At 56.8% G+C, this 13,038-nt stretch carries 12 protein-coding genes; 1 reads left to right on the forward strand and 11 read right to left on the reverse strand.

Translation table 11 applies throughout. The features are described 5' to 3' along the window. Positions 1-427: 427 nt before the first annotated feature. From speE to DFP98_RS38375, 11 genes are all read right to left on the reverse strand, one after another. Positions 428-1,312, reverse strand: coding sequence for a polyamine aminopropyltransferase (gene speE / locus DFP98_RS38325; RefSeq protein WP_116065920.1), 885 nt, complete (start codon positions 1,310-1,312; stop codon positions 428-430). Positions 1,313-1,383: 71 nt separating this feature from the next. Further along, on the reverse strand, positions 1,384-2,202 hold the full coding sequence (locus DFP98_RS38330; protein WP_116065921.1) for a metallophosphoesterase: 819 nt from the start codon (positions 2,200-2,202) through the stop codon (positions 1,384-1,386). Further along, positions 2,199-3,179, reverse strand: coding sequence for an ABC transporter ATP-binding protein (locus DFP98_RS38335; protein ID WP_116065922.1), 981 nt, complete (start codon positions 3,177-3,179; stop codon positions 2,199-2,201). Before DFP98_RS38335 ends, DFP98_RS38330 begins: the two co-directional genes overlap by 4 nt. Further along, on the reverse strand, positions 3,176-4,159 hold the full coding sequence (locus DFP98_RS38340; RefSeq protein WP_116065923.1) for an ABC transporter ATP-binding protein: 984 nt from the start codon (positions 4,157-4,159) through the stop codon (positions 3,176-3,178). Before DFP98_RS38340 ends, DFP98_RS38335 begins: the two co-directional genes overlap by 4 nt. 12 nt (positions 4,160-4,171) lie before the next feature. Then, on the reverse strand, positions 4,172-4,990 hold the full coding sequence (locus tag DFP98_RS38345; protein ID WP_116065924.1) for an ABC transporter permease: 819 nt from the start codon (positions 4,988-4,990) through the stop codon (positions 4,172-4,174). Between the two features lie 5 nt (positions 4,991-4,995). Beyond that, complete coding sequence (locus DFP98_RS38350; protein WP_116065925.1) at positions 4,996-5,940, reverse strand: ABC transporter permease; 945 nt, start codon at positions 5,938-5,940, stop codon at positions 4,996-4,998. A gap of 14 nt (positions 5,941-5,954) precedes the next feature. Then, entirely contained in the window at positions 5,955-7,559 is a 1,605-nt protein-coding gene (locus DFP98_RS38355) for an ABC transporter substrate-binding protein (protein ID WP_116065926.1), read from the reverse strand. A gap of 19 nt (positions 7,560-7,578) precedes the next feature. Continuing rightward, entirely contained in the window at positions 7,579-8,313 is a 735-nt protein-coding gene (locus tag DFP98_RS38360; RefSeq protein ID WP_116065927.1) for an MBL fold metallo-hydrolase, read from the reverse strand. Between the two features lie 22 nt (positions 8,314-8,335). Continuing rightward, positions 8,336-9,196, reverse strand: a complete 861-nt coding sequence (locus DFP98_RS38365) for a MurR/RpiR family transcriptional regulator (protein ID WP_116065928.1) — start codon at positions 9,194-9,196, stop codon at positions 8,336-8,338. Between the two features lie 12 nt (positions 9,197-9,208). Further along, the gene (locus tag DFP98_RS38370) at positions 9,209-9,925 is read right to left on the reverse strand and encodes an HAD family hydrolase (protein ID WP_181918201.1); all 717 of its coding nucleotides are present in this window, start codon (positions 9,923-9,925) and stop codon (positions 9,209-9,211) included. A 402-nt stretch (positions 9,926-10,327) separates the two neighbouring features. Next, entirely contained in the window at positions 10,328-11,815 is a 1,488-nt protein-coding gene (locus DFP98_RS38375) for a M14 family metallopeptidase (RefSeq protein WP_116065930.1), read from the reverse strand. 146 nt (positions 11,816-11,961) lie between these two features. Here DFP98_RS38375 and DFP98_RS38380 point away from each other — a divergent pair, with 146 nt between their 5' ends. Next, positions 11,962-12,642: an SOS response-associated peptidase gene (locus tag DFP98_RS38380; RefSeq protein ID WP_116065931.1), complete on the forward strand. Its 681-nt coding sequence runs from the start codon at positions 11,962-11,964 to the stop codon at positions 12,640-12,642. The last annotated feature ends 396 nt before the right edge of the window (positions 12,643-13,038 follow it).

Consider the following 13,038-nt stretch of genomic DNA (forward strand, 5'->3'; position numbering starts at 1 on the left):
CACTTGTATATTAGAAATAGTTCGTCGTGTGGTATCCAAATTCCTTTAAAATTTATGAAAAAGTCTCCCTATTTTCGGGAGACCTAAGTAGTAACGGTTTTTCGAACAAATTCTCTCATTTCAAGCCTGATTCGAGCTGCTTTGTACGATATTCCGACTAACTTCCCTGCGGAAACTTTGGTGTGCAAATAGATAGATATTTCAGCGAATAAGGAACCCATCGTTTTCTCCACACTTCCGTCATGCCCCCCTTATCGCTATCCGTACCCTCCCCGGTAAAACTAATTAATACAATCAAACACTTGCCGATTTTTTTAAACGAGGAAAATGCGAAGGCTTCCCCTCTCTGCTCGGAGGATTGTCCATAAGAAAGGGGCCGCCCCCGGTTCGGGACAGCCCCTATTGTCGCTTGAATGCCGCCTTAAGGCTATTTCGTCAGTTGGGCGCCTGCCGACGGGCCCAGCCTTTCTTTCAAGAAAGCCGGCAGAGAAAAGCAGCGGCGCATCAGCTCTTGGTTCGCATACAATGCGGTTTTATCGAAACGGATTCGTTCCGGTTCGGGAAGCTCTCGCTTGGAGCCCAGCGTAAAGCTCCACAAGCCTCCCGGATAAGTCGGAACGACGGCCGTATATAGGCGGGTGTAAGGGAAAATGCGCCCGATTCGGCGATATGTCTGCTCCATAATGTCGCCGTGAAAAATCGGGGACTGACTTTGGCATACCATAAGTCCGTCATCGCGCAGCGCCCGGCGCAGGCTTTCGTAGAAGGCCGGCTCGAACAGCGCTTGCGCCGGTCCGACTGGGTCCGACGAATCGACGATAATAACGTCGTATGCGGCTGTATGCCGCTTGGCGAACTCAACGCCGTCGGCGTAATGATAATGAACTCGCGGATCGGACAGATTGCCGGACACCTCCGGCATATAGCGTTTGCTGGCTCTGACGACGGTCTCGTCGATCTCGACCAGATCGATCCGTTCCACGCTTTCGTATTTGGCCGCTTCCTTGGCGGCTCCGCAATCTCCGCCGCCGATAATCAGCACATCTGTAGGACTAGGATGTATCGATAGCGGAACGTGCGTGATCATCTCGTTGTAGATATGTCCGTCCTGCGAAGTCGTCTGTACGACGCCGTCGAGCACAAGCATGGGACCGAAATCGAACGAATCCAACACCATGACGTGTTGGAACGGGCTTTCTTCCTCAAATACGACTTCCTTGATGCGATAGCTGATCTTTAAATTGTCCCTCTCGTCCTCGGTCAACCACAGTGTACCCTGTGAGTTATGAATATACTTGGGTAACCGTATCAATTTTCAACCTCCCCCAGCAATGTCTTCCTTTCTATTGTATCAAAAAATCGCCGGAGGGTAGATTGTACGGCCTAATCTTCCAACACAATCGTCTGCAAGCAATCCCGAATCTCCGCGACCGCCGATGACTGCCGCCATTCCTTACGGTAGCCCAGACAGGAGCAGATCAGCTTCGTGCCTTGTTCCTCGTAATCTTTTCGATAATGAACATGTCCCATAATTCCGTAGCGGACGCCGTATCGCCGATACAGCTCGGCGTATTCCGTACTCCCGAGAAAAGCGTTAAAGTACGACCACTGCGGATGAGGCATCGGAACCTTGAAATACGGATGCCCCAGCATATGCGTGACCATCACGATGGATTTGCCCCGATGCTCCGCCAGCTCCCGCTCCAAGCTATCGTAAAAGTACTTATGGATGTCGCGATTGCTCATTCCCCATGTCACATATAGGCTGTCCTGCCACGTCCGGTCCATCGCATGCATGCGTTCAAAATCGTCAAACGTATAGCCCGGCTCGCCCATCGTGTAGTCGTACCAGCCGGAATTGCCGAGAATAACCCAGCCGTTGTCGAGAACCGCGGGCCGTTCGCTCAGGCAGCCTTCGAACGTCTGAAATTGCCGGTAAATGCTCCACGTGTCGCGGTTGCCGTTGATCTTGCTCCAATAATCGTGATTGCCCGGAACGAACCAGACGGGAATGCCGCACCGCCGCTTCAGCTCATGGAGAACGGCAAGACTGCGGTTCGCGTCGTTGGAGATGTCCCCGGCGACGATCAGCCCGTCCAGTCTGCGCTCGCCGGCGACCTCGATCAGCGCCTCCTCGATCGAAGGCTCCCCTGCCAGCTCGTTCAAGTCGACGTGCAGGTCGGAAATAATGCCTATTTTCATCGTGTAACGTTCGCCTCCTCATAGTTGTGGCAGCTTACCTCGTGTCCGGGACCGACGGCCTTTAATTCCGGAGCTTCCGTGCGGCACAGCTCCGTCGCCAACGGACATCTCGGATGAAACGCGCACCCGCTCGGCGGATGGATCGGGCTGGGCACCTCGCCCTGAAGCGCTACGCGTTCCCTCCTCGCGGCTACGTCCGGAACCGATGAGAACAACGCCCTAGTATAAGGATGGAGCGGTTGTCCTCCCGTCTCTCCGACCGTGAAAATCTCTACCATTTTCCCCAGGTACATGACGCCAACCCGGTCGCTGATATATTCCACGACGTTCAGATCGTGAGAGATGAACAAATAGGTGAGGCCCCGCTTCCGCTGAAGCTCCTTGAGCAGGTTCAGGATTTGCGATTGCACGGACACGTCGAGCGCGGACACCGCCTCGTCGATCACGATAAACTTGGGCGCAAGAATCAGGGCGGCGGCGATCCCGACACGCTGCTTCTGTCCACCGCTCAGCTCGTGCGGATACCGATTCGCGAAGCCCGGGTCCAGCCCAACCTGCTCCAGCGTCTCCGCGACAAGTCTCCGCCTCTCCGGCTTATCGCCGATCCCGTGCACGACAAGAGGCTCCTCGAGCGTCCATCCGATCGTCTTCTTCGGATTCAAGGACGAGTACGGGTCCTGGAACACGATCTGGATGTCCTGACGAAGCCTCTTCAGCTCCTTCCCCGTTCGTCCGCCGACCGGAAATCCCCTATAGAGCAGCTCGCCGGCCGTCTGCTTCACAAGCTGCACAAGCATCTGGCCCGTCGTCGATTTGCCGCAGCCGCTTTCGCCTACCAGGCCGAAAATTTCTCCCTCGCCGATCCGGAACGATATGCCGTCCACCGCCCGCAGAACGCTGCGCTTCTCCAGCAGCCTTCGCTTCGGAACGGGATAATGCTTGGCGAGGGCGCGAACCTCGATCAGCGCCTCCATCATACCGCCCTCCCGCCGTCCGCATAGAGATGGCAGCGAACCCGGTGGTCCGGCGACGTCTCCGTCAGTTCGGGAGCGACTGCCTCGCACAAGTCCGTCGCGCTCGGACAGCGGCCCGCGAACGGACATCCCGTTCCCCGATCGGCCAGCGGCGGAACCCGGCCGGGAATCGTGTACAGCGGGCGCCCTCTCTTGCCGACACTCGGCAAAGCTTGAAGAAGCCCCGCCGTATACGGATGCTTGGGACGCTCCAAAATGTCTCCGACCGGGGCGTCCTCCACGATATACCCGGCGTACATGACGATAACCCGGTCGCAAACTTCGCGAATGACGCCAAGATCGTGAGAGATAAACAAAATCGCCGTGCCCAGCTCGCGATTCATATCGCGCAGCAGATCGAGAATTTGCGCCTGAATCGTAACGTCGAGCGCCGTCGTCGGCTCGTCGGCGATCAGCAGCTTCGGGCTGCAGACGAGCGCCATCGCGATCATGATCCGCTGCATCATTCCGCCGGAGAGCTGATGCGGGTAATCGTCGTACAGACGATCCACCCTGGACAGTCCGACGCGGCCCATCATATCCAGTGCAAGCCGCTTCCCTTCTTGCTTCGACACGCCCAGATGCGTTCGGGTCATCTCCGCAATCTGCTTGCCGACCGGCATAAGCGGATTGAGCGCCGACATCGGATTTTGGAAAATCATCGACACCAGCTTGCCTCGGACCCCGCTCCACTCTTGCGCGGAACCGGATGCCAACGGCTTGCCGTCCAGCGTCATCCCGCCTTTGGTGATCGCCGCCGTCTCGGGCAGCAGCCCCATGACGGACAGGGAGGTCAAGCTTTTGCCGCAGCCGGACTCCCCGACGATACCCACCGTCTCCTTCTCTCCAACCTTAAACGAAATCTGCTGCAATGCCGGATAAGCCTTGTTTCCGAGCATAAACGCCACTTCCATATTCTCGATCTCAAGCAAGGCGCTTGCCATGACGGCCTCCTCCTAACCCTTATTGTCGTAAGCGTCCCGTATCCCGTCACCGAGCAAATTAAAGCCGAGCACCATCGTCGTGATAACGGCCCCCGTAATGAGGACGTACCACGGAGCGTTCGCGATGAACGGCTGCGCCTCGCTCAGCATCCGTCCCCAGCTCGGATCGGGCGGCTGAACGCCAAGTCCCAAATAGCTGAGCCCAGCTTCGGCGAGAATCGAGCCGGAAAAACGCAACGAGGCGGTCACGATAAGCGGCGAAGAAATATTGGGCAGGATGTGCAGAAACACGATGCGCAGCGGTCCCGCCCCCCGCGCCGTCGCGGCTTTGACGAATGTGAACTCCTTGTACTGGATAAACCCGCCGCGGGCGATTCTGGCAAACGCCGGAATGCTCATGACGCCGAGCGCCGCGATCGTGTTGCCCAGCCCGGGACCGAAGACGGTTACGAGCATAATCGCCAGCAAAATGCCGGGGAACGCCAGCTTCGCATCGATGACGCGCATCAGAACTTCATCCAGCCAGCCTCCGGCGTATCCGGCAAGCGCGCCGATCGCCAAACCGAAGACCAAACCGATCGCCACCGAGGAGAAGCCGATCAGAAACGCTGTCTGGGCCCCCTCCATAATCCTGCTGAAAATATCCCGCCCGAAATTGTCCGTCCCCCACCAGTAATCCGCCTGCGGCGGAGAGAGGCGCATTTCCGTGTTCATCTCGTTAGGAGCGTAAGGGGTATAGAACAGACTTGTCACCATAAAAGCAAGCAGCAGCGCGATCAAGCCGCCGCCGATCATCATCGGTTTGTTGCGGGTCAGCCGTTTCCATTTCATCTCGTTCACCTTTTCAGCCGAATGCGCGGATCTATGACTCTGTACAAAATGTCGACGATAAAGTTGATGCAGACGACGATCACCGCGATGTACAGCACCATCGTCTGCAGCAGCGGCAGGTCTCGCGTGCCGATCGAGGTGATCAGCAGATTGCCGAGCCCCGGCAAGGCGAACACGTTCTCCACGACGATGCTGCCGCCCAGCGTATCCGCGATCAGCAGGCCGACGATCGTCAGCACCGGGACGAGCGAATTCCGTAAAATATGCCGATACAGGACGATCCTGTCGCGCAGCCCTTTGCTCCTGGCCGTGCGCACGTAATCCATGCGGAGCTGGTCGAGCAGCGTGTTGCGCAAATACCGGATGACGACAGCGATGCCGGGCACCGCTAACGCGAGCGAAGGCAGAAACAGCGAGCGGAACGCCTGCGCCGGATTTTCGCTCCAAGGCACGTAGCCGTAAGTCGGAAACCACTTGAACGTGACGGAGAAGACCAGAATCAGAATAAACGCCAGCCAGAACGACGGCACCGCCAGCCCGAGCTGAGTGAACGCCGACAACAGCAGGGACGAGAGCTTGCCGTCTCTGCGCGCGATATAGACGCCCAGGGGAATGCCGATAAGCAGGGTAAGTCCCAAGGAAAGAATCGCGAGCGACACGGTTACCGGCAGGCGCTCGGCTACGATGTCCGCCACCGAACGATGGTAGCGGAGGGATTGACCGAAATCGCCGGCGGACGTGTCCTTGACCCAGGTCCAGTAGCGCTCCGCTGCCGGACGGTCGAGGCCCATCGTCTGCCGAAGCTCGGCGAGCTGGTGCGGATCGGCGTCTACGCCGAGCACGATCTCCGCCGGATCGCCCGGCAGCACCTGGAAGACCAGAAACGTAATGACCGATACGAGCAGGACGGTAGAGCCCAATGAAGCCAGCTTCCGGATGTAAAATCTCACTGCGTTCTCCTTCGTTACTTCGTATAGTACATAGCGGCAAAGTCGTATTTCTGGATCGGATACATCTTAAAGCCTTCCAGACTGTCCTTCATCGCGACCGATCGGCTCGGGTCCATGATGTACACCGCGACGGCCTGTTCGGTCAGCATCGTCTGCGCTTGCTTGTACAGCTCGGCCCGCTTGTCCGGGTCGATCTCCAGACGCGCTTGGCCTACAAGCTCATCGTATTCGGCGCTGCTGAATTTGAAGAAGTTTTTGGCGTATTTCGAATCGTAACGTCCGAGCACCTCATGCGGATCGAGCTTGCCCGTCAAACCGACGATCGTCGCTTCGTATTTGGCGTTGTTGTACACGTCCTCCAGCCAGCTGCTCCATTCCACCTGCTTGATCGTCGCCTGTATGCCGACGGCTTTCAGCTGCTCGGCGATGACCTGCGCCGTATCGACGTGGAATTTGTAGTTGGACGGCACCGTAATCGTCAGCTTGATTCCTTGCTCGTAGCCCGCTTCCTTCAACAGCTGCTTCGCCTTCTCGGCATTCGGCTCGTAGCGCTTCTCCAGACCTTCCTGATAGTACATTTTCATCGCCGGGCTCATGTTGGAGCCGAGCTTGACCCCGTTGCCTTCCGCTACCGTCTGAATGATGACATCCTTGTCGATCGCATAGTTGATCGCCTGGCGAACTTTAACGTCGTTAAGCGGCTCGACCGAATTGTTAAGCGCCATGAGCTGCACCATGTTCTGCGGTCCGGATACGATGCGGAAGCCGTCCCCGAGCTGCAGCGCCCCTTGCGAGGAGATGCCCGGCACCATGTCGATGTCGCCGGATTTCAGGGCAAGCACGGAGGCGTTCGCGTCCGGCATGAACTTGAATTCGACGCGGTCGAGCGTCGGCGCATGCTCCCGGTCGTAGAAGCTTTCGTTTTTCTCCAGTACGAGCTGTTGGCCTGGCGTGTACACCGAAAATTTGAACGGACCCGCTCCGATCGGTTTGGCGCTTTGCTCCTCGTAGTCCTTCGGAACGATGGCGACGATGTTGGCCGCCAGGAACGCGGCGTCCTTCTCCTTCAGCTTCGCGACGACGGTGTAGTCGTCCGGCGTCTCGAGGGTCTCGATCGCGGCGAACTTCGAGGACAGCGGATCCTTCCCGTTCAGTCCGGACAATTTGGCATAGGAGTAGTACACGTCCTCGGAGGTCAGATCGGAGCCGTCATGGAACTTGATGCCCTTCTTCAGCGTGAACGTGTAAGTCAATCCATCCCCGGACACGCTGTACGATTCGGCGATGGCCGGAACCAGCTCGCTGTTCTCGCCGCCCTCGAACAAGCCGTCGAATACGTTGTCCATCATCGAGCCGGTATCCGTCGCCGCCGACAAATAAGGATCCAGGTTGTCGGGCTCGGTCGCCATCGCCACCCGAACGGTGCCGCCCTCGACTTTGCCTCCGTCGCTTGCCGCGGCGGAAGGAGACGGAGATGAGGTTACGGCGCTTTCCGTCGGTATGGAGGAGGAATTGCCGGAACCGTCTTTGCCCGTACTGCCCCCGCAGCCGGACAACGCCACCGACGCCGCCATCAGGGCGGAGCAGCCTAGCATAAGCGATCTATTCAGCTTCAACAAGAGAAAAACCCCTTTCGATTCAAATGTTGATTTTCATATCGCAATAAGCGAGCCGGATCGGCCCTTTGTAATGCCTTGAAGCTTCCGTAACCAGTTGATTTCGCTCCCCGTAATGGGGCAAATGCGTCAGAATCGTCTGCCCCGCGCCGGCCAGCGCCGCGATTTTGCCCGCTTCTCCGGCCGTCAGATGTCCTTTCATCCTGCCTGCCTGAATATCGTAAAAGCTGCTCTCGACGATCAGAACGTCGGCGGAGCGGGACAGCTCGATCAGCGCTTCGCAGTAGCCGGTATCGCCGGAATAGACGAGCGTTTTGCCTTCCGGCGACGTCAGCTTGACGGCCAGGCAAGGAATTTCGTGCACGTTCTCGGAAAACTCCAGCCTCGCGTCTCCGATCGTCGTTGCCTCTCCTGCGCGGATGGGATGCACGCGAACGCAATTCGGATATTCGAATGCGAGCTTGCCGATATCCGCTTCGTTCGCGTACACGTCCAGCGGTTTGGTGCGCTCGCCGATCTGCATCAGAACGAGGATGGCGAACTCCAGACTGTACGCGTCCGCGATATGATCCGCATGCGTATGCGTAAGCACGACCGCATCCAGCTCTTCGAGCGCGCAGTGGTTTTGCAGACGGGAGAGCACGCCGCTGCCGCAATCCAGCAATATTTTCGCGCCCCCGCACTCGACCAAGTAGCCTGAGGTCGCTTCGTTTTTCTCGGGGTACGCTCCCCAACAACCGATTACCGTAATATCCATCGAGTACCCTTTCCTGCCGCGATTATGGTTTCGAACGGTTCGTCCATTCGAAGTTGTCCTGAAATTGCTTGAACATCACTTCCATCTTTTCGATGTTCGCCTTGACTCTTTCTTTTTCCAGATGAGAGATTTCATTGATCAGAGCGTTGACGATGGACAAAGCCGCCGTATAGGAGTCGAGAAAACCGGTCGACTTGCATGCCGCCAGCAGCGTCGTATCGGCCAGCTTCGCAAACGGCGACAGGCCGGAGTCGGTCAGCGCGATCACCTTCGTTCCCTGTTCCTTGGCCAGCGCCGCCACCTTGAGCGTTCGCGAGCAATATCTGGGAAAGCCGCACGCAAATACGAGATCGCCGGGTTTAATGTAGGATGCGTATTCCGCAACACCTCCTTGAGGAATCAGTTCGCAATTGCCGAGCATGTATTTCAGAACAAAGCTGAAGAAAGAGGTAACCGACAACCCCATCCGCCATCCCGCGATCCAGATTCGGTCCGCGTCCAGCAGCATCCTCGCCGCCTGGCGAAGGTGCGCCTTGTCCGTCCAAGCCATCGTCTCCCTCAGATTGTCGATCTCGCGGGCAAAATGCTTCTCGATCCAGGACTCCTCCTGACGGCTCGTCGTATGGACAAAATTGTGGACCGCCCGCTGATCCTTCAGCACGTGTCCCCGCAAGTCCTGAAGCATGCCCGTGAAGCTCTCGTACCCGAGCGCCTGGGCCAAACGGTGAACCGTCGCCTCGCTAACGCCGGACTTGCCCGCGATTTTCTGGGCGGACGACATGACCGCATCCTGCATATTGGATTGAATGTAATGCGCCGCTTTCTTCTGCGCGACGCTTAATGAATCGAATTGCACCTGGATTTTCTCCGAAATCGTGGCCATCCGCCGAGCTCCTTATCCCGTAATCTCCAGCGGCAGCCCGGGATGCCCAAGGTATGCCGCCACGTCCTCAATGCCCGCGATAACCGGGCGGTAGGACAGCTCCTCGATGCCGAGGCTTCCGTAAGCGTTGATAAGCAGGCAGTGCATGCCGATTTTCTGGCTGCCCGCGACGTCGTCGTAGTAATTGTCGCCGATGTACAGCGATTCGCTCGCCGACACGCCGCCCCTGTCCAGAGCCATCCGGAAAATATCCGGATGCGGCTTCTCAACGCCGACCTCCGAGGAGATGACGATCTCGTCCAGTTCCTCGTCCAGACCGTTGCGGGCCAGCACCTCCCGCGCCGACTCGTCCCAGTTGGAGATCAGTCCGAGACGGTAGCCCAGGCTTCGCAAATGCTGCAGCGTCCGCTTGGCTCCGTCGTAAGCCTGCCATTTCATCGGGCACTCCCGGGCGATATCCCGATGGGCTTGCAGCACCTCCTCGATCGGCAGCGATAGCCGCAAATTATAATTGAGCGTTCCCACGTACCAAGGCAGAAACGCGCGACTATCCTTTCCCAGCACCCCTGGATACTCCCGCATGAACAGCTTGTCCGAGCGGTGGTAGGCGATGGCGATCTCTTCCCCGCTACGATATACGCCCATGCGCTCCAGCGCCTTCTGGTATGCTTCCTCCCGGTTCGTCTTCACCAGCGTATACCCGAGGTCAAACCATAAATAACGAATCATGTGTTCAGCAGCTCCCGATTGTAGGATTTCCTTCACCTTTCCCGAAATGTCGTTTTTCCTTCACACCTCCATCATAGAAAGCGAATATTTGTAGAGCGTTAATTCCAATTCGTCGTTTCGTAAAAGTTGCGGACGCTTCGCTTGATCGGCGCGCGGCAATGATTCGGAGGGGCAGACGGGGAGCTAAAAGTCGCTTTTCTTGATCGAGGACATTGCAAAAAGAACGCAAAGGGGTATGTTCCTCCCGGAGACGCATCATACGCTCCTGAAACCACCTTATCATGGGCTAGCCCATTCAGGTTTCAGGTGCGTATAGCATCGAAAGGAGGTACATACCCCTTGCACTTTCATCATCGATATTTTGGACAGCAACTTGTTGTGCTTATGAGTCAGCCCCTTTTTTTACATGTCTGCCGGCTCGACCGCCGTAGACGGTTCGAACGGCTCCTTAATCCAGAAGATACCCTCGACCGCTCGGATCAGCAGCCAATCCTGCCAACGTTCGAGGCCTGCCGCGGTCTGAGCTTCCAGCTTTGCAGCCGCTGGTTGCGCACCTGCCGGCGATCGGTAAGCCTCCGTATCCGGACCGATCGCAACGGCCATACCGTCCAGCCTCTCGAACGGACCGACTAGCGTATGGAGCGAAGATACCCAGACCGCACCTTTAGGCGATGAAATTTCCACCCAATCGCCTTTCTGTCTAAGCGCCTCATAGCGCCCCGGATCCAGCTTGGCTATTAGCCTCGAGCCCAAATCGGGGTACCGGTAGCCTTGCACAGTCTCGGTCAGACGAACCTCCTCGTTCAACTCGGCGACGGTCTGCCGACTCAGCCATAGGGAGTACCCTTCCTTGGCCAGCATCCATACAGTGTCTTTATGCTGCTTCCAAATCCGGTCCCATTCCGCCAGCGGGACATGCGACGGCCCCGCGCCGCGTCCAAGCTCCGGCGTCAGCGCCGGACGCCCGAACTCCTGAATGAACCAGTCGGTAAATCCGCCCCCGGAGGGATTGGCGAGCGGCGCAAAAAGCCGATAGCCCGTCATCGCGGAATAGGCGCTGGCGATCGCCTTGTCGCGCTTCAAGTTTGCCGGATCGGTTTTATAGTTCCAATACACAATTTCGCCGGAGGAATGATAGGCGACCGCTAGCTCCGGCACGGAAGCCAGCGTCAAATCGTAGACCGCCTGGGCTTCTTTGGCTTGCAGCGGCTTCTTTCCTTTATAGTTCATATAAGCGGGGCCGCTTGCAGGATTCTGAATATCGTCCCAATCGGCGGGATAGGAGCGATTCAGATCGATGCCTTTGCCGTTGGCTTTCCAGCGCTTGAAGTTGCGGCTGCCTCCGTTCATTTGAATGAGCGAGGCGTGCGTGTCGGGCGGCAAAGCCGCCAAACCGGACTGCTGCAGCGCAACCCCGTCGGGATTCACCATCGGCACGAACCGGATTGTGACGCGATCGAGCAAGTCCTTCGCCCGATAGCTCCCGTATACGACAGAGCCTTGCTCGTATTGGCGGGCCATCGTTTCAAGCTGCATCATGGCGGTAATCGTCGTGATCCATTCCCGCGCATGGTGAGAGCCCATAATGAGAATAACGGCTGGGCCGCGACCGAGATCGGCCGTCCACAGCTCCCGCCCGTATTCGCTGGTTCCGGCGGAGCCGAGCTTGATCAGCTCGGGATAGCGGGCGGCAAGCGCTTTCAGGTCGCGGCTCATAACGGAATAGGAATAGACCCGCTTGGGATTGACGATTGGAGAATTTATAGATTCAACAGTAACGGCAGTGGCGGTGGCGGCATTCGGAGCAGCCTCTTCGCTCCACGCAGATAAACACGAGAATAATAGAATAACCGTACATAGCCGAATAAAAAAACGTTTAGACCCAACCATTCTCCCGAATCTCCCAAAATCAATTTTATCGATAATGGGATAAATTTCGACAATTTCCCGGGGAATTCCTTCTAAGTTGCGAGCAGATTCGCTTGAACCGCTCATTCTGCTGTGATTCAATGAGTTTATAAGGGGGGGGACAAACGATGTGCGGAAGATTTACGATCGTAGTCACGATGGATGAGTTGATCAGACGCTATCTGACTGAGCAGCCGATGGCCCGATACAACACCCCGCGATACAATATAGCCCCGATGCAAGAGGTGTGGGCGGTCATTCACGACGGCGTCAAAAATAGGCTCGGCGAGCTTCGCTGGGGGCTCGTGCCTTCCTGGGCCAAGGACGACAAAATCGGAAGCAAGATGATCAATGCGCGGGCGGAGACGCTGTTGGAGCGAGCTTCGTTCAAAACTCTCGTAGGGAGAAAAAGGGCGATCATTCCGGCGGACGGATTTTACGAGTGGAAGAAAAGCGGCAATTCGAAGCAGCCAATGCGCATTACGCTGAAAGAAGACGCTTTGTTCTCGATGGCGGGTTTGTACGATACATGGCAGACTCCGGACGGAAGCAAGCTCAGTACATGTACGATCATTACGACGTCTCCCAACAGTCTGATGGCCGACATTCACGATCGCATGCCGGTCATTCTGCATCCGGAGGACGAAGCTTTCTGGCTGGACCGCAGCAACTCCGACATCGATGCGCTCATGGCTTTGCTGAAGCCGTACCCGGCGGATAAAATGCGCGCCTACCCCGTCTCTCCGATCGTAGGCAATGTAAAAAACGATTCGGAGGAGTGCATCGCAGAGCAAGCAGCCTTGTTCTGAACGAAAGGGGGGCGTCCTTAAGCGGACAACCTTCGCAGCCCGCACTCTGGTAGTGCCTCTTACGAATTTCAAATCAACTTTCCGTTGCTCCTTGCTCTCACAGCGCATTTTTGGCCTTCACTCCCTAGATCGAGGCGCATCAGGGCACTTTTTTGGCCTTCACTCCCCAGCTCGGGGTGCATCAAGGCACTTTTTTGACTTTTTTGGCCTTCACTCCCCGACTCGGGGTGCATCAAGGCACTTTTTTGCACTAGTCATGCATCAAAACTAACATGAAAAAAACGATCTCCATAATTACCTGTATAAGGAATATTATGATTGTTTTCTCGTAGCCAAACGCATTAAAGCTCCTTTATTGTAGAAATGACGCGTTATCCATCATTTCTTCAAAAAAGG

The organism is Cohnella phaseoli, assembly GCF_003386235.1.
Taxonomy (GTDB): domain Bacteria; phylum Bacillota; class Bacilli; order Paenibacillales; family Paenibacillaceae; genus Cohnella; species Cohnella phaseoli.

Excerpts from the sequence above, each read along its gene's own strand:
- DFP98_RS38365 (WP_116065928.1), bottom strand. The coding sequence starts at position 9,196 with ATGGCCACGATTTCGGAGAAAATCCAGGTGCAATTCGATTCATTAAGC.
- DFP98_RS38370 (WP_181918201.1), bottom strand. The coding sequence starts at position 9,925 with ATGATTCGTTATTTATGGTTTGACCTCGGGTATACGCTGGTGAAGACG.
- DFP98_RS38330 (WP_116065921.1), bottom strand. The coding sequence starts at position 2,202 with ATGAAAATAGGCATTATTTCCGACCTGCACGTCGACTTGAACGAGCTG.
- DFP98_RS38340 (WP_116065923.1), bottom strand. The coding sequence starts at position 4,159 with ATGGCAAGCGCCTTGCTTGAGATCGAGAATATGGAAGTGGCGTTTATG.
- DFP98_RS38375 (WP_116065930.1), bottom strand. The coding sequence starts at position 11,815 with ATGGTTGGGTCTAAACGTTTTTTTATTCGGCTATGTACGGTTATTCTA.
- DFP98_RS38360 (WP_116065927.1), bottom strand. The coding sequence starts at position 8,313 with ATGGATATTACGGTAATCGGTTGTTGGGGAGCGTACCCCGAGAAAAAC.
- DFP98_RS38335 (WP_116065922.1), bottom strand. The coding sequence starts at position 3,179 with ATGATGGAGGCGCTGATCGAGGTTCGCGCCCTCGCCAAGCATTATCCC.
- DFP98_RS38345 (WP_116065924.1), bottom strand. The coding sequence starts at position 4,990 with ATGAAATGGAAACGGCTGACCCGCAACAAACCGATGATGATCGGCGGC.
- DFP98_RS38380 (WP_116065931.1), top strand. The coding sequence starts at position 11,962 with ATGTGCGGAAGATTTACGATCGTAGTCACGATGGATGAGTTGATCAGA.